16 protein-coding genes are annotated in these 16,727 nt (G+C 62.1%); 15 read left to right on the top strand and 1 reads right to left on the bottom strand.

What is annotated here, in order from left to right; all coding sequences use genetic code 11:
• The first annotated feature begins 2 nt into the window (after window positions 1–2).
• The 6 genes from atpA to AC6JBC_RS05070 all read left to right on the top strand — a co-directional run bounded on the left by atpA (window position 3) and on the right by AC6JBC_RS05070 (window position 7,208).
• A complete protein-coding gene (gene atpA, locus AC6JBC_RS05095) occupies window positions 3–1,532 on the top strand; it encodes a F0F1 ATP synthase subunit alpha (protein ID WP_464787001.1) in 1,530 nt (509 codons plus the stop codon).
• 114 nt (window positions 1,533–1,646) lie between these two features.
• On the top strand, window positions 1,647–2,531 hold the full coding sequence (locus AC6JBC_RS05090; protein WP_460986206.1) for a F0F1 ATP synthase subunit gamma: 885 nt from the start codon (window positions 1,647–1,649) through the stop codon (window positions 2,529–2,531).
• A 24-nt stretch (window positions 2,532–2,555) separates the two neighbouring features.
• Complete coding sequence (atpD, locus tag AC6JBC_RS05085; protein WP_464777811.1) at window positions 2,556–4,001, top strand: F0F1 ATP synthase subunit beta; 1,446 nt, start codon at window positions 2,556–2,558, stop codon at window positions 3,999–4,001.
• Between the two features lie 156 nt (window positions 4,002–4,157).
• Entirely contained in the window at window positions 4,158–4,412 is a 255-nt protein-coding gene (locus AC6JBC_RS05080) for an ATP synthase F1 subunit epsilon (protein ID WP_449473518.1), read from the top strand.
• A 216-nt stretch (window positions 4,413–4,628) separates the two neighbouring features.
• Window positions 4,629–6,158: a TadA family conjugal transfer-associated ATPase gene (locus AC6JBC_RS05075; protein ID WP_498025741.1), complete on the top strand. Its 1,530-nt coding sequence runs from the start codon at window positions 4,629–4,631 to the stop codon at window positions 6,156–6,158.
• Between the two features lie 186 nt (window positions 6,159–6,344).
• Window positions 6,345–7,208 (top strand): DMT family transporter, encoded by an 864-nt coding sequence (locus tag AC6JBC_RS05070; RefSeq protein ID WP_498025740.1) that lies wholly within the window; start codon window positions 6,345–6,347, stop codon window positions 7,206–7,208.
• Here AC6JBC_RS05070 and AC6JBC_RS05065 read toward each other — a convergent pair.
• Entirely contained in the window at window positions 7,200–7,631 is a 432-nt protein-coding gene (locus AC6JBC_RS05065) for an OsmC family protein (protein ID WP_464787005.1), read from the bottom strand. The two genes, AC6JBC_RS05070 and AC6JBC_RS05065, sit on opposite strands and share 9 nt — an antisense overlap.
• 85 nt (window positions 7,632–7,716) lie before the next feature.
• On the opposite strand from AC6JBC_RS05065, the gene AC6JBC_RS05060 reads away from it, so the two are divergent.
• The 9 genes from AC6JBC_RS05060 (at window position 7,717) to AC6JBC_RS05020 (ending at window position 16,681) form a co-directional block, all read left to right on the top strand.
• A complete protein-coding gene (locus AC6JBC_RS05060) occupies window positions 7,717–8,082 on the top strand; it encodes a PRC-barrel domain-containing protein (RefSeq protein WP_498025738.1) in 366 nt (121 codons plus the stop codon).
• Between the two features lie 150 nt (window positions 8,083–8,232).
• Window positions 8,233–8,907, top strand: coding sequence for an RBBP9/YdeN family alpha/beta hydrolase (locus AC6JBC_RS05055; protein WP_464787007.1), 675 nt, complete (start codon window positions 8,233–8,235; stop codon window positions 8,905–8,907).
• Between the two features lie 96 nt (window positions 8,908–9,003).
• A complete protein-coding gene (locus tag AC6JBC_RS05050) occupies window positions 9,004–9,195 on the top strand; it encodes a YezD family protein (RefSeq protein ID WP_464787008.1) in 192 nt (63 codons plus the stop codon).
• Window positions 9,196–9,369: 174 nt separating this feature from the next.
• A complete protein-coding gene (locus AC6JBC_RS05045) occupies window positions 9,370–11,829 on the top strand; it encodes a TonB-dependent receptor (protein WP_498025736.1) in 2,460 nt (819 codons plus the stop codon).
• A gap of 145 nt (window positions 11,830–11,974) precedes the next feature.
• Complete coding sequence (gene panB / locus AC6JBC_RS05040) at window positions 11,975–12,847, top strand: 3-methyl-2-oxobutanoate hydroxymethyltransferase (protein ID WP_498025735.1); 873 nt, start codon at window positions 11,975–11,977, stop codon at window positions 12,845–12,847.
• Window positions 12,848–12,921: 74 nt separating this feature from the next.
• Window positions 12,922–13,620: a tetratricopeptide repeat protein gene (locus AC6JBC_RS05035; RefSeq protein WP_498025734.1), complete on the top strand. Its 699-nt coding sequence runs from the start codon at window positions 12,922–12,924 to the stop codon at window positions 13,618–13,620.
• A 10-nt stretch (window positions 13,621–13,630) separates the two neighbouring features.
• Entirely contained in the window at window positions 13,631–14,980 is a 1,350-nt protein-coding gene (locus AC6JBC_RS05030) for a PQQ-binding-like beta-propeller repeat protein (RefSeq protein WP_498025733.1), read from the top strand.
• A 116-nt stretch (window positions 14,981–15,096) separates the two neighbouring features.
• A complete protein-coding gene (gene der / locus AC6JBC_RS05025; RefSeq protein WP_498025732.1) occupies window positions 15,097–16,479 on the top strand; it encodes a ribosome biogenesis GTPase Der in 1,383 nt (460 codons plus the stop codon).
• Window positions 16,466–16,681: a sulfurtransferase TusA family protein gene (locus AC6JBC_RS05020; RefSeq protein ID WP_498025731.1), complete on the top strand. Its 216-nt coding sequence runs from the start codon at window positions 16,466–16,468 to the stop codon at window positions 16,679–16,681. The genes der and AC6JBC_RS05020 overlap by 14 nt, the downstream gene beginning before the upstream one ends.
• The last annotated feature ends 46 nt before the right edge of the window (window positions 16,682–16,727 follow it).

Here is a 16,727-nt window from a genome sequence, read left to right as displayed (position 1 = left end):
ACATGGATATCAACGCCGCAGAAATTTCGAAGGTCATCAAGGACCAGATCGCCAATTTCGGCACCGAAGCGCAGGTGAGCGAAGTCGGTTCCGTGCTGACCGTGGGTGACGGCATTGCCCGCGTCCATGGCCTCGACAACGTCCAGGCGGGCGAAATGGTCGAGTTCGCCAATGGCGTGCAGGGCATGGCGCTCAATCTCGAAGCCGACAATGTCGGCGTCGTGATCTTCGGCTCGGACGCCGAGATCAAGGAAGGCGACACCGTCAAGCGTACCGGCACCATCGTGGACGTGCCCGTGGGCAAGGGCCTGCTGGGCCGCGTGGTCGATGGCCTCGGCAACCCGATCGATGGCAAGGGTCCGATCCAGTACACTGAGCGCAAGCGCGTTGAAGTGAAGGCTCCGGGCATCATCCCCCGCAAGTCGGTGCACGAACCCGTGCAGACCGGCCTGAAGGCGATCGACGCTCTCGTCCCCGTCGGCCGTGGCCAGCGCGAACTGATCATTGGCGACCGTCAGACCGGCAAGACTGCTGTCGCGATCGATACCTTCATTAACCAGAAGGGCATCAACGCGGGCGACGATGAGGGCAAGAAGCTCTACTGCATCTACGTCGCGATCGGCCAGAAGCGCTCGACCGTCGCGCAGATCGTCAAGCAGCTCGAAGAAAATGGCGCGATGGAATATTCGATCGTCGTCGCCGCGACCGCTTCGGAGCCCGCGCCGCTTCAGTATCTGGCGCCCTATACCGGCGTCACCATGGGCGAATTCTTCCGCGACAACGGCATGCACGCCGTCATCGTCTATGACGATCTGTCGAAGCAGGCTGTCGCCTATCGTCAGATGTCGTTGCTGCTGCGTCGTCCTCCGGGCCGCGAAGCCTATCCGGGCGACGTTTTCTATCTCCACAGCCGCCTGCTGGAACGCGCTGCGAAGATGAACGACGCCAATGGCAACGGCTCGCTGACCGCGCTGCCGATCATCGAAACGCAGGCGGGCGACGTGTCGGCCTATATCCCGACCAACGTGATCTCGATCACCGACGGCCAGATCTTCCTTGAAACCAACCTCTTCTACCAGGGCATCCGTCCGGCCATTAACGTGGGTCTGTCGGTGTCGCGCGTCGGTTCCGCCGCGCAGACCAAGGCGATGAAGAAGGTTTCCGGCTCGATCAAGCTGGAGCTGGCCCAGTATCGCGAAATGGCGGCCTTCGCCCAGTTCGGTTCGGACCTCGACGCTTCGACCCAGAAGCTGCTGAACCGTGGTGCGCGCCTCACTGAACTGCTGAAGCAGGCCCAGTTCTCGCCCCTGCCCTTCGAAGAGCAGACCGCTTCGATCTTCGCTGGCACCAACGGCTATCTCGACAGCGTGCCGGTCAAGGACGTGACGCGTTACGAAGAGCTGATGCTCGCCTATCTGCGCCACGACCATGCCGACGTGCTCGCCGCGATCCGCGACAGCAAGGACCTGGGCGACGAGCCCAAGGCCAAGCTGAAGGCCGCGCTCGACAGCTTCGGCAAGACCTTCGCCTAATATTTAGCCGTCACCCCAGCGAAAGCTGGGGTCTCAGGCCGGATAGGTCCGACCTGACGGCCTGAGATGCCAGCCTTCGCTGGCATGACGGAACAGGATTAAACGAGACGGTATATGGCCAGCCTCAAGGAACTGAAGATCCGCATCGGGTCGGTGAAATCGACCCAGAAGATCACCAAGGCGAAGCAGATGGTCGCCGCCGCGAAGTTGCGCAAGGCGCAGGCCGCCGCCGAAGCCGCGCGCCCCTATTCCAGCCGTCTGGAAGCCGTAGTCGCTTCGCTGGCGTCGAAGATCGCCGGCGGCTCGGGCGAAGGCGCCTCGCCGCTGCTCGCCGGCACCGGCAAGGATGACGTCCACCTGCTGGTCGTCGCCAACTCCGACCGTGGCCTTGCCGGCGCGTTCAACGCGAACATCGTCAAGGCCGCCCGCGCCAAGGCGGACGAGCTGATCCAGCAGGGCAAGACCGTGCGCTTCTACCTGATCGGCCGTAAGGGTCGTCCGGTCATCAACCGCACCTTCCCCGGCATGATCGTCGCGCAGTTTGAGACGACCGGTGCGAAGGAACCGGGCTATGCTCAGGCCGAAGCGATCGCGCATGAGCTGACCGACATGTATCTGAACGGCAAGTTCGACGTAGCGCACCTCTTCTTCTCGCGCTTCAAATCGGCCCTCGCCCAGATCCCGACGGAGCAGCAGATCATCCCGGTCAAGATCCCCGAAGACGCGGATCGCAACGCTATCCCCGCGACGGTCGAATATGAACCAAGCGAAGAAGCGATCCTCGACGACCTGCTGCCGCGCAACATCACGGTGCAGATTTTCAAGGCGCTGCTGGAAAACAACGCGTCCGAACAGGGCGCATCGATGACCGCCATGGACAATGCGACCCGCAACGCAGGCGACCTCATCAACAAGCTCACCATCCAGTATAATCGCAGCCGTCAGGCCGCGATCACCACCGAACTGGTCGAAATCATCTCGGGCGCCGAAGCCCTCTAAGATCACGCACGCAAGGAAGCAGTCATGGCAACCACCAACAATGTAGGCCGCATCTCGCAGGTCATCGGCGCTGTCGTCGACGTGACCTTCCCCGATGCGCTCCCCGCGATTCTCTCGGCGCTGGAAACCAGCAACAACGGCAACCGCCTTGTTCTGGAAGTCGCCCAGCATCTGGGTGAAAACACCGTCCGCACCATCGCGATGGACTCGACCGACGGTCTGACCCGTGGTCAGGAAGTGACCGACACCGGCGCGCAGATCAGCGTTCCTGTCGGCCCGGCCACGCTCGGCCGCATCCTGAACGTCGTCGGCGAGCCGATCGACGAGCGCGGCCCGGTAGCCACCACGCTGACCGCGCCAATTCACGCCAAAGCGCCTGAATTCGTCGACCAGTCGACCGAAAGCTCGATCCTGGTCACCGGCATCAAGGTCATCGACCTTCTCGCCCCCTATGCGAAGGGCGGCAAGATCGGCCTGTTCGGCGGCGCGGGCGTCGGCAAGACGGTTCTCATTCAGGAACTGATCAACAACATCGCGAAGGGCCATGGCGGCACCTCCGTGTTCGCGGGCGTCGGTGAGCGTACCCGTGAAGGTAACGACCTTTATCACGAGTTCCTCGACGCGGGCGTTATCGCCAAGGACGCCGACGGCAACGCGATCAGCGAAGGCTCGAAGGTGGCTCTGGTTTACGGTCAGATGAACGAGCCCCCGGGCGCCCGCGCTCGCGTCGCCCTGTCGGGCCTGACCATCGCGGAATATTTCCGCGACCAGGAAGGCCAGGACGTGCTGTTCTTCGTCGACAACATCTTCCGCTTCACCCAGGCGGGCGCGGAAGTGTCGGCTCTGCTCGGCCGTATTCCTTCGGCCGTGGGCTATCAGCCCACTCTGTCAACCGACATGGGGGCGCTGCAGGAGCGCATCACATCGACCAACAAGGGTTCTATCACCTCGGTTCAGGCCGTGTACGTCCCCGCGGACGACTTGACCGACCCGGCGCCCGCGACCTCATTCGCGCACTTGGACGCTACTACCGTTCTCAACCGCGCCATTTCGGAACTCGGCATTTATCCGGCGGTCGATCCGCTGGACTCGACCAGCCGCGTCCTCGAACCGCGCACCGTGGGCCAGGAACATTACGACACGGCCCGCGCGGTCCAGTCGATCCTGCAGAAGTACAAGTCGCTTCAGGACATCATCGCGATCCTGGGCATGGACGAGCTGTCGGAAGAAGATAAGCTCACCGTCGCCCGCGCTCGCAAGATCCAGAAGTTCCTGTCGCAGCCCTTCCACGTCGCCGAAGTCTTCACCGGCATCTCGGGCAAGTTCGTCCAGATCGAAGACACGGTGAAGTCGTTCAAGGCCGTGGTCGAAGGCGAATATGACCATCTGCCCGAAAACGCCTTCTACATGGTCGGCGGCATCGACGAAGCCATCGAAAAGGCAAAGAAGCTGGCTGCCGAAGCGGCGTAAGCTACCAAATGTTTCCCCTCCCGCCAGCGGAAGGGAATTAAGGGGTGGGCCGCGAGCGAAGCGAGCTTCGATCTATCCCGAAAAGTTTGCAACGATTGCTTCGCAATCGACCCACCCCAACCCCTCCCTTGAAAGGGAGGGGCTAAGGAAGCGAAAATGGCACTGCATTTCGAACTCGTGACCCCGGAAAAGCTCGTCCGCTCGGAAGAGGTCTATCAGGTGGTCGTCCCCGGCACCGATGGCGACTTCGGCGTGCTGGAAGGCCACGCGCCGTTCATGTCCACCGTTCGCGATGGCGCGATCCAGATTTTCGCGAGCGCGGGCGCCGCCCCCGAAATCATCCCCGTCCAGGGCGGCTTCGCTGAAGTCAACGAAAAGGGCCTGACCGTCCTCGCGGAGCATGCGGGCTGACGCGCAAAAGCTAATCCGCCGGTTAATTGGAAAGGCCGCCTCCCAACAGGAGCGCGGCCTTTTTCTTATCGGGACGCGAGGCCCGCCGCCGGTCACCTGGGCCACCCTCAGCGCCATTAGCCATTTGTCAAAGTTTCCGCCTTATTCACCATTGCAGCCAATTTGGATCAGCCTGTTCCGGCAGACGAATCCTACGGAATATCGCGGCGGAGAATTATGAGCGCGTTTGGACGGAAAAATGGACCTGCCGGCATCAAGCCGGGATTCGGTGTAGCCCGGCCAATGCAGGGTGGCGCCCCACGTGAGGAAGCACGAGGCGGCGACCAGTTCCCCCCGCTCGATATGGCTCCCTTGCCCGCCGCCGACAGCCCGGTCGATCCGCTGTCGGCGCCCACCAGCCAGATGCAGCGCAACGCCGACGCATTGCAGCGCTTGTCTGATCGCGCCAACGCCGAACATGTAGCCGACACAGGCCCTCAAGGCTTCGAAGCCTCCGTCCACAAGATTAAGGAACAGGTCCTCCCGCGCCTGCTCGAACGCGTCGATCCGGAAGCCGCCGCGACGCTCAGCAAGGATGAACTGGCCGAAGAATTCCGCCCGATCATCATGGAGGTGCTGGCGGAGCTCAAGCTCACCCTCAACCGCCGCGAACAATTTGCGCTGGAAAAGGTGCTGGTCGATGAACTGCTGGGCCTCGGCCCGCTAGAAGAGCTGCTGTCCGACCCGGAAGTGACCGACATTATGGTCAACGGCCCGGAGCAGACCTATATCGAAAAGAAGGGCAAGCTTCAGATCGCGCCTATCAAGTTTCGCGATGAAGAGCATCTGTTCCAGATCGCCCAGCGCATCGTGAACAAGGTCGGCCGCCGCGTCGATCAGACCACCCCGCTGGCCGACGCCCGCCTGCCCGACGGCAGCCGCGTCAACGTCATCGTACCGCCGCTGTCCCTGCGCGGGACGGCCATCTCGATCCGTAAATTTTCCGCCAAGCCGATCACCATCGACATGCTGGCCCAATGGGGTGCGATGAGCCCGAAGATGGCGACCGCGCTCAAGATCGCGGGCGCTTCCCGCATGAACATCGTCATTTCAGGCGGCACCGGCTCGGGCAAGACGACCATGCTCAACGCCCTGTCGAAGATGATCGACCCGGGCGAGCGCGTGCTGACCATTGAGGACGCGGCCGAACTCCGCCTGCAACAGCCGCACTGGCTTCCGCTCGAAACCCGCCCCCCGAACCTGGAGGGCCAAGGCGCTATCACCATCGGCGACCTCGTCAAGAATGCCCTGCGTATGCGCCCCGATCGCATCATCCTGGGCGAAATTCGTGGCGCGGAGTGCTTCGATCTGCTTGCTGCGATGAACACAGGCCATGACGGCTCCATGTGCACGCTCCATAGCAACAGCCCGCGCGAATGCCTGGGCCGTATGGAAAACATGATCCTGATGGGCGACATCAAGATTCCGAAGGAAGCCATTTCCAAGCAGATTGCCGACTCCGTCGACCTCATCGTGCAGGTCAAGCGCCTCCGCGACGGTTCGCGCCGTGTGACCAACATCACGGAAGTCATCGGCATGGAGGGCGACGTCATCGTCACCCAGGAACTGTTCAAGTTCGAATATCATGACGAGGATGACAGCGGTAAAATCGTCGGCGAATACCGCTCCATGGGCCTACGCCCCTATACGCTCGACAAGGCTCGCCAGTTCGGCTTCGACCAACCTTTCCTGGAAGCCTGCCTCTGATCATGTCGACAGGATAGCGGTGGCCGTTCCGCCGCTACATTTTCGAAAGACGAGTCGATAATTATCACCGGGGTGGTTGCGTCATACTGTCCGCCGGTTAAAGCGAACCGCGTGCAACCCCCTGCCCCCATAAGTCCGCCGGAGGAGGTCCCTCCCCCGCCCCCGGCGCGTGACGAACATCCGTTGATGGGTATCGGCCTGCGCCTGCTCGCGATGATGTTCATGGCGGTCATGTTCGCACTCGGCAAGGTCGTCGGCACGCGTGGCGTCAGCTTGGTGGAGCTGATCTTCTATCGTCAGGCCTTTGCCCTTCCCCTTATCGTCACGTGGGTTGCAATGACCGATGGCCTCCCCTCGGTTCGCACGAACAGGCTCGGCGCACATGTCAGCCGGACGGTGCTCGGCCTCACCGGCATGCTTCTCAACTTCGGCTCCTACATCCTGCTGCCACTGACCGAAGCCACCGCGATCGGCTTCACCATGCCGATCTTCGCCACCCTGCTGTCCGCTCTGCTGCTGCGCGAAGCGACGGGGCCACACCGCTGGGCGGCCATCCTGCTCGGCTTTGTGGGTATCATCGTGATGGTCCGTCCGGATGGGGCGCACTTTCCTCCCCTTGGCCTCGCCGTCGCACTATCAGGCGCTATCATGACCGCCTGTATCAGCCTCTTGCTGCGCGACCTTGGCCGAACGGAAAAGGCGGGAGTGACCGTCTTCTGGTTCACCGCTCTTGCCGTGCCACCACTGGGCATCCTCATGCTGTTCGTGGGGAAAGCGCATGACAGCATGACCTGGCTGATGCTCGTCGGCGTGGGTCTTACCGGGGGCATCGCGCAACTTTGCATGACGGCGGCGCTGAAACGGGCGCCTGTCTCCGTGGTGCTGCCGATGGACTACAGCACCATCATCTGGTCCACGCTGCTGGGCCTTTTGATCTGGGGCGAGTGGCCGATGCACACCACCTGGGTAGGCGCAGCGCTCATCATCGCCAGCGGCCTCTACATTGCGTGGCGGGAGCATGTCCGCACCCGCCGTTTCGCTTCAGCCTAGCAATTCCGCGTCCAGGCTGATCTGCGCGTTCAGCAGCTTCGACACGGGGCAATTTTCCTTGGCCTTGGCAGCCAACTCCTGAAATTTGGCATCATCGGCACCGGGAATGGTCGCCTTCAGCGTCAGCCTGCTCGCCGTTATCGCAAAGCCGCTCTCCTGCTGCTCCAGCGTCACGACCGCGTTCGTTTCCATCTTCTCCGCCGTCAGCCCGGCCTCCCCCAAAATGAGAGATAGCGCCATGGTGAAGCAGGACGCATGGGCGGCGGCGATCAATTCTTCCGGATTGGACCCCGGCACCCCTTCGAACCGCATGGCATAGCCATAAGGATGCGCATCCAAAGCGCCACTTTGCGTAGAGATCGCGCCTTTGCCTTCCTTTAGGCCGCCGCTCCATACCGCCGAACCACTGCGATTGATCTTCATGTCATCCTCCTGCGTGAAGAGTGGAACCCCGCTGATCCTGCTCGGTTTCATCATCATAGCCTGATTCCTGTTCGGGAGGGTGACAATGACTGATCCGGCAGTGGAAAATCCCGGCGACCTGATCGCATCCGACCGGGTCGAAGGAACCGCCGTCTACAACCGCGAAGGCGAACGGTTGGGCCATATCTCCAACTTCATGGTGGAAAAGCGCAGCGGTCAGGTCCGTTACGCCCTTCTGTCCTTTGGCGGCTTTCTCGGCCTCGGCCATGATCATTACCCCATCCCATGGGCGATGCTGAATTATGACACGGGCAAGGGCGGCTATATCGTCGATCTAAGCCAGGAGATGCTGGACAGCGCCCCTCGTCATCTGGCGGACACGCGGCCGGAATATGACGAGGCCTATGGCCGCAACGTCTACTCCTATTACGGCCTCATATATCCTTGGTAACAGGCGAAGCTGTCGCCCTGACGGCGCTCCTCCAATGCTGAACCCCAGATGAATCCAGTCGCCCAAATTTGGACACATTTGGTCGCTGAAGCATTGTCTACCTAAAGAATAGAATATACATCCCACATGTAATTGGACGAGGATCAAACCATGGACCGATTCGGACATCTGGGTGACGCGCGCAATCCTGTCGTGCTGACCATACCGGGTCTCAACAACAGCGGCCCCGGTCATTGGCAAACCCTTTGGGAGGGTATGCGCGGCGATTGCGAGCGTGTCGATCTGGGCAGTTGGGCCAGCCCAAACCGCAATGCATGGGTCACTCGACTTGATGCGGCGATCCGCGAAGTTGAAGGACCGATCATCCTGGCCGCGCACAGCCTGGGTTGCCTCGCCGTCGCTTGGTGGGGCGCGTTGCAAAGCCAGGCTTATGGTTGGCCGGTGACAGGCGCGCTGCTGGTCGCCCCGCCTGATTGTGACAGGATGGAAACGCCCGAAACGATCGGGGGCTTTGGGCCGACGCCACGGGCACAGCTGCCATTCCCATCAATCGTCGTCGCCAGCCGCAACGACCCCTATATCTTCTTCGAACGCGCCCACAGTATCGCCAAAAACTGGGGCAGCAGCTTTGTGGATGCGGGCTTTAGCGGACATATCAATGCTGAAGCCAATCTTGGCACATGGGATTTCGGCCAATCCCTGCTGGAGCGGCTGATCGACAACGCACATGAACAGGCTTCGCTCATGCGGCAGATGCGGCCAGCCATTCCCCTTGCCCATCATCAACATGACCGCAAATTGGCGGCGATGCGGTTGATCGGCTGAATTTCAAAGGGCGCGACAAGGCAAACTTGGGCGCCCTATATATTTGCTTTTTTGTCTATTGAATTAGTTGAGATAAAAGCGGGCCATGAGGTGCTTATGAGTGATAGCCGATCAACAGAACTAGCCCGCAATGGCCGCGCAGATGGCCAACGGGCGGACATTTCCGTCAGCATCGAAAAGGTTCGCGGCGTTCTTGAAGCACTGCGTTTCGGGTCGATCACATTGACCGTGCATGATGCGCGCGTCGTCCAGATCGACGTGACGGAAAAGACTCGTCTCACCGCCTGAAAAAAGCGGGGGCCTTTAAGGGTTGCAAAACCAAGCCGCCGGACAGGCGGTTAATGATAGGCGGCAGGGGGTGGGCCGCCAACTGTCCAATACCATTCCCAGACCATCGGTGTTGACCGGCCAACCGGAAACGCCGCGATCAACATTCACCGGACCTCCGGAAGGGGAATTTTTATGATTGCGCGTTCTTTGTTGCTCGCCGGTGTGGCGAGCGCATCCATCTTTGCGTCCAGCGTTCATGCCGAGGAAGTGCCTGTTCCAGCCGCTGACGCGGCCGAACAGCCCGCAAATCCTCGCGGCGACGTGATCATCGTCACCGCCCGCCGCCGCGCGGAAACGGCGCAGGAAGTGCCGCTGGCGATCTCCGTCATTCGTGGCGACAGCATCGAAGCGACCGGCAACTTCAACGTCGTGAAGCTCCAGCAGCTTGCGCCAACCTTGCAGGTCTACACGACCAATCCCCGCAACACCTCGGTCAATATCCGTGGTCTGGGTGTTCCGTTCGGCCTCACCAGCGATGGCTTCGAACAGGGCGTCGGCATCTATGTCGACGACGTCTATAATTCCCGCGTCGCCGCCGCGACCTTCGACTTTCTGGATGTGAACCAGGTCGAAGTGCTGCGTGGCCCGCAGGGTACGCTCTACGGCAAGAACACGACGGCGGGCGCAATCAACATCACCACCAACCAGCCGACCTTCGACTTCGAAGGCCGCGCGGAACTCAGCGTCGGCAACCTCAACTACCGGCAGGCAAAGGCCGCCATTTCCGGCCCACTCACCGACACGATCGCCGCCCGTCTCGCGGTCGCTGCGACCAGCCGCCGGGGCACGCTCTACAACGTCACGTCGCAGCGCTGGATCAACGAGCAGGACAATCTGGGCTTGCGCGGCCAGTTGCTGTTCCAGCCCAATGACGATTTCAGCATCACCCTGTCGGGCGACTATAGCAAGCAGGACCCCGAATGCTGCGGCACCACCTTCGTCCGCGTCGGCCGCACGCAGCGTCCACTCACCCGTCAATATGACGCTCTCGCCGCAGCGCAGGGCTATGTCGTGCCCAGCCGCAATCCCTATGACCGCCTCACCGACCTCGACAGCAATCTGAACGCTGGCAACAAGATCGGCGGCGTTTCGGCACGGGTGAAGTGGGATGTCGGCCCCGGCACGCTGACATCGGTCACCGCCTGGCGCTTCTGGGACTGGAAGCCGGAAAATGACCGTGACTTCACCGGCCTGCCCATCGTATCCAAATCCCAGAACCCCTCGCAACAGAACCAGTATAGCCAGGAATTCCGCTACAATTACGAAAGCCAGAAGATCGACTTCGTCGTCGGCCTCTTCGGCTTCAAGCAGCGGATCGACACACAGGGGACCGAGCAGCAGGGGGCAGCAGCCGCCAAGTGGAGCCTTGCACCGTCGGCCGATCCTTTGAATCCCGCCAACAACCCCGCGACGCTTGCCGGCCTCACCGCCAGCAACACGCAGTGGCTCAAGAGCGAAAGTGCCGCGCTGTTCGGCCAGCTCAGCTGGAAAGTCACCGATGCGCTGACGATCCAGCCCGGTCTGCGGCTCAACTATGACAAAAAGTCAGGCTTCTATCAGCGTGTCGTGACGAACGCGCAGGGTCAGACGATCAGCTGCACCACGCCGCCGGCGCCCGGCACGATCGCGGGCACTTCCCAGCAGTGTGGCGTTTACCAGCCGCAGGTGAGCGCTCCGTCGGACAGCGCGTGGAACTTCACCTACGACTTCAACGTCAACTACAAGATCGCGCGGGACGTTCTCGCCTATGCGACCTATGCCAAGAGCTTCAAGACGCTGGGCATCAACCAGAACGGCTTGCCGCTCAATCTGGACAATACGGTCAACTATGACGCCGCCACTGTGAAGCCGGAATCGGTCCAGCATTTCGAAGTTGGGCTCAAGACCCAGCTGTGGGATCGCCGGGCAACCTTCAACATCTCGGCTTTCCGCACCACGATCAAGGACTTCCAGGCGACCGTGAATGGCGGCCAGTTCGGCACCGTGCGCGGTTATCTCGCCAACGCCGAAAAGGTCCGGTCGCAGGGTATCGAGGCTGATTTCAAGGTGGTCGCGAGCGATCGTTTCACCGCTTATGCCAACGCGGCCTACACCGACGCCAAATATAAGAAGTTCACCAACGCCCCTTGCCCGCCTGAATTGTCTGGTGGACCCTCGCAACCTTCTGGCGCCACGCCCGATTATTCGCAGCCGGGCGTTCCGGGCGCTGCCAGCCCCCGCCAGTGCGACATTTCCGGCCAGGACCTGCCCGGCGTGTCCAAATGGGCCTTCTCCTACGGCGCGGAATATAACATTCCGGTCACGCTGCTGGCGAAGGAAGGCCAGGTCTATCTGGGCGTGGACGGTAATTACCGCTCGCACTGGAACTCCAACGCCTCACCCTCGCGCTATACGGACGTGAAGGGCTACGCGCTTACCAACTTCCGCGCTGGCTTCCGTGGTGAAGGGTTCGATGTCTTCGGCTGGGTCCGCAACGCCTTCGACGTCAACTATATCGAAAATCTGCAAGTCGCACCCGGCAACACGGGCCTCATCGCCGGTCAGGTTGGTGATCCGCGGACCTGGGGCGGAACACTCAAATTTTCGTTCTGATACCGTAACGAATTTCACCCCCTGCGGGAGCGGCACAGGCCTGCCGCTCCCGTTCTTTTTTGCAAGAGTCCGTCTTCCCAGCGAAAGCTGGGATGACGAATTAGCCCGATTTGCGCCCCCGGCCCCGCTGCTGTAGACCGCGCTGATGTCCACCACCTTCACGCTCGACACTTCCACCAGCCGCGCCAATCCCACGCCCGCGCCGATGAAGCGCCTGACCGTCCCCGCGATCCAACGCCGGAAGGCTGAAGGCAAGACGGACGAGCCGCTGGTGATGCTGACCGCCTACACCGCCCGGCAGGCGCAGCTGCTCGATCCCCATTGCGACATGCTGCTGGTCGGCGATTCGCTCGGCCAGGTGATCTACGGCCTGCCCTCGACCCTTGCCGTCACGCTCGACATGATGATCGCCCATGGCGCCGCCGTCGTCCGGGGCAGCTATCACAGCCTCGTCCTCGTCGACATGCCCTTCGGCAGCTACGAAGCCTCCCCCGCCCATGCCTTCGCCAGCGCCAGCCGCGTCATGGCCGAAACCGGCTGCGCAGCCGTGAAGCTGGAAGGCGGTCAGGCTATGGCCGAAACCATCGCCTTCCTTACCCAGCGCGGCATCCCCGTCATGGCCCATGTCGGCCTCACCCCCCAGGCGGTCAACGCACTGGGCGGCTATGGCGCGCGCGGCAAAAGCCAGGAAGAACATGCCAAGATCATGGACGACGCCCGCGCCGTCGCGCAGGCCGGAGCCTTTGCCGTGGTGCTGGAAGGCGTGATGGAGGACCTTGCGGTCGCCATCACCGACAGCCTTGACATCCCCGTCATCGGCATCGGCGCATCGGCCCATTGCGACGGTCAGGTGCTGGTCGCGGAGGACATGCTTGGCATGTTCGAACGTGTGCCACGCTTCGTGAAACGGTACGAAAACATTGCCGAAACCATCAGCAATGCAGCCGAACGCTATGCCGCCGAAGTGCGCAATCGCAGCTTTCCCACCGCAGATCAGGTCTATCGGCCCAAAAAGTGATTTGCGCTAAGCGCCACCGCCGCTATTGATCGCGCCTTCCGCGAGCTTTTTCTGACGCATATCTGGAGACCCACGTGGCCCTGACGCCGCAAAATAGCGAAGCATTCATGCGCGAGGTCGATGAGGCCGTGCGTCAGGACCAATTGCTGACCTTCTGGCAGCGCTTTGGCCGCTGGATCGTCGCGGCCGTGGTCATCGGCCTCGTTACCTTTGCGGCATGGCTTTATTGGCAGCATTACAGCGCCACTCAATCGCAAGCCGTGTCCGAGGAAATGGACAAGGTGATCTCGGCCGCTGCGGGCGGCGGGACCCCGGATGCAAAGCAACTCGACACGCTGACCGACGCCAGCCAGCCCGGCTTCCGCGCGTCAGCCCAGCTCGTGAAGGCTGGTGTCGCCGCTCGCAAGGGCGACAACAAGGCTGCAATTGCCGCTTACAAGGCAATGGCAGCGGACAGCTCGCTTGATCAGCCCTATCGCGACCTCGCCCTCATCCGCCAGACCACGCTCGAGTTCGAAACGCTTCAGCCGCAACAGGTGGTCGATCGCCTCAAGCCCCTCGCCGTCGAAGGCGCGCCATGGTTCGGCAGCGCGGGCGAACTGGTCGCCATATCCTATATGAAGATGCGCAAGCCCGATCTTGCTGGCCCGCTGTTCGCAGCGATGGCAAAGGATGCCACCGTGCCTCAGTCGATCCGTTCACGCGCGCGACAGATGGCGGGCTTATTGGGCATAGATGCAGTCGAAACGCCGACCGTACCGGGACAGGGATGAAGATAAGCGCATGGGGATGCACAGCATGACGAAATTTGCGGGCACGCGCCGGGTCCTGACCGTCGCCGCGATGGTCGCGCTACTGGCGGGCTGCGGCGTCATCGGGGGCAAGAAGGGTGGACCCAAGACCCCCGTGGTCGGCAACCGCGTATCCATCCTGACGAACGAGCAAGGCGTCGAGGTCGACCCGACCCTGGCCGATGTGCCCGTGTCACTACCCGAAGTCTATGCCAACGACCAATGGTCGCAGCCGGGCGGCAACCCTGCCAAGGCGATGGGCAACCTTGCGCTGAGTACGTCGCCCGCCACGGCCTGGTCCAGCTCGATCGAAGGCAGCACGCCTCGCGCGCGCCTCGCCTCCTCACCCGTGATCGCCAACGGCAAGCTCTACGTCATTGACGCGGGCGCCCATGTCATCGCGTTCGACGCCACGACCGGCGCGAAGCTCTGGCAGACTGCCCTGCCCGCCGAAGGCAGCGGCCGCGCCTTGTTCGGCGGCGGCGTCAGCATCATCGATGACAAGGTGTATGCGAGTACCGGCGTAGGCGACGTCGCTGCCCTCAGCGCCGCAAACGGCTCCATCCTGTGGAAGAAGCGCCCCGGCGGCCCGCTGCGTGGCGCACCCACGCTCGCCAACGGCCATGTCTATGTCATGGGGCAGGACAATCAGATTTTCGCGCTCAACCAGAGCGATGGCGAAGTGCAGTGGACCGACAGCGGCACCTTGCAGGTGACCGGCGTGTTCGGCGTCGCCGCTCCCGCCGCTGCTCAGGGCACGGTGATCGCGGGCTATAGCTCGGGCGAGCTCACCGCCTACCGCTATGAAAACGGCCGCACGCTGTGGGGCGACGCCCTTTCGCGCACCAGCATATCGACAGCCGTCGCTTCCCTCACCGATATTGACGCCAATCCGGTGATCGACCGTGGCCGCGTCTTCGCCATCGGTCAGGGTGGCCGCATGGCCTCCTATGAGCTGGTGAGCGGCCAGCGCCTGTGGGAAATCAACATCGCGGGCATTTCCACCCCGTGGGTCGCGGGCGAATGGGTATTCGTCGTGACCAGCGATGCCAAGCTGCTCTGCGTCGCCCGCGCGACCGGCAAGATCCGCTGGATCAGCCAGCTTCGCCGCTGGGAAAAGGAAAAGAAGAAGGCGAACGCCATCCGTTGGACGGGTCCCGTTCTGGCGGGCGGCCGCCTGATCCTGGTATCCACCCATGGCGACCTCAACTATGTCGATCCGGCAACGGGCGCCGTTCAATCGGCGATTGATATGGACAAGTCCATGTCGCTTTCCCCCGTTGTCGCCAACAACATGCTTTATATCCTTGCTGACAACGGCAAGCTGACGGCGCTTCGTTAACGCCCACGATAATGTTAGATAATCGTGCTCCTGCAAAGGCAGGAGCCCAGTTCCGCTGCTTGGACTGGGTTCCTGCCTTTGCAGGAGCACCAGTGTTTTAAAGGAAACGGGCTATCATGCTGCCCACAGTTGCCATTGTAGGGCGGCCCAATGTGGGCAAGTCCACCCTCTTCAACCGGCTCGTCGGCAAGAAGCTCGCGCTGGTCGATGACCAGCCCGGCGTCACGCGCGATCGGCGGGAAGGGCAAGCGAACCTGCTCGGCGTCGATTTCACCATCATCGACACCGCCGGTTATGAGGACGAGGACCCCCAGACCCTGCCCGGTCGCATGCGAATGCAAACGCAGGCAGCGGTCGAAAGCGCCGACCTGGCGCTCTTCCTCGTGGACGCCCGCGCAGGCATCACCCCCCTCGACGAGGAAATCGGCCGCTGGCTGCGCGAAGGCGACGCCCCGGTCGTGCTGGTCGCCAACAAGGCGGAGGGCAGGCAGGGCGCGGACGGCGTCATGGAAGCATTCAGCCTGGGCCTGGGCGAGCCCGTCCCGCTCTCCGCCGAACATGGCCAGGGCATGGCCGACCTGTTCCAGGCGCTCCTTCCCTATATAGACCGTGAGGAAGAGGAAGAAGCAGAGGAGGGCGAACTAACCGAAGCGGACCTCGAAGCAGCCCCTCTGAAGCTGGCTATTGTGGGCCGTCCCAATGCGGGCAAATCGACCCTCATCAACCGGTTGCTCGGCGAAAACCGTCTGCTCACCGGCCCCGAAGCAGGCATTACTCGCGACAGTATCGCGGTGGACTGGGCGTGGACAGACCCACGCAATGAGGAGGCTGAACCCCGCCCCGTCCGGCTGATCGACACCGCTGGCATGCGCAAGCGTGCGAAGGTGCAGGACAAGCTCGAAAAGCTCGCGGTTTCGGACGGTCTGAACGCTGTGAACTTCGCCGAAGTCGTCGTGCTTCTGCTCGATTCCACGCGCGGGCTGGAAGCGCAGGACCTGCGCATCGCGGACAAGGTTCTGGAGGAAGGTCGCGCCCTCGTCGTCGCGCTCAACAAATGGGACACGGTGGAACATGGCTCGGCCCTGTATCAGGGCATCAAGCAGGCGCTTTCCGATGGCTTGGCGCAGATACGCGGCGTGCCGATCATGACCGTATCCGGCGCGACCGGAAAGGGCTTGGACGACCTCATCCGCGTCGCCTTCGAAACGCGCACCGCCTGGTCGCAGCGCGTTTCCACCGGCATTCTCAACCGCTGGTTCGAACGCGCGCTGGAGGCCAACCCGCCCCCTGCCCCCGGCGGCAAGCGGATCAAGCTGCGCTACATCACGCAGAACAAGACCCGTCCGCCTACCTTTGTGCTATTCGGCACGCGTTTGGACGAACTGCCAGAAAGCTATCGACGCTATCTCGTCAATGGCATCCGCAAGGAATTGGGCTTCGGCGCCGTGCCGGTGCGGCTGACGCTACGCAGCGCCAAAAATCCCTATGCCACCAAATGATCCCGTCCAAGTGAATGCCAGGGGAATGAAATGCCCCTGGCCCGCATTGCGCGCTGCCCGCGCGATGCGGTCGGCCAATGCGGTAACGGTCGAAGCGGACGACCCCAACGCCGCCCGCGAGTTAGAGGCGCTTACCCGGCAGCATGGCTGGAATTTCTCCGCCGCTGCTGGCGATCGCTTTGAATTGTCGCGTAAATCCTGACACCACCCTTCTTCTGGTGCCACCGCTTAACCTGCTGTTTACGCAC

The organism is Sphingobium sp. RC1, assembly GCF_059738765.1.
This window is presented reverse-complemented; position numbering and strand designations above follow the sequence as displayed.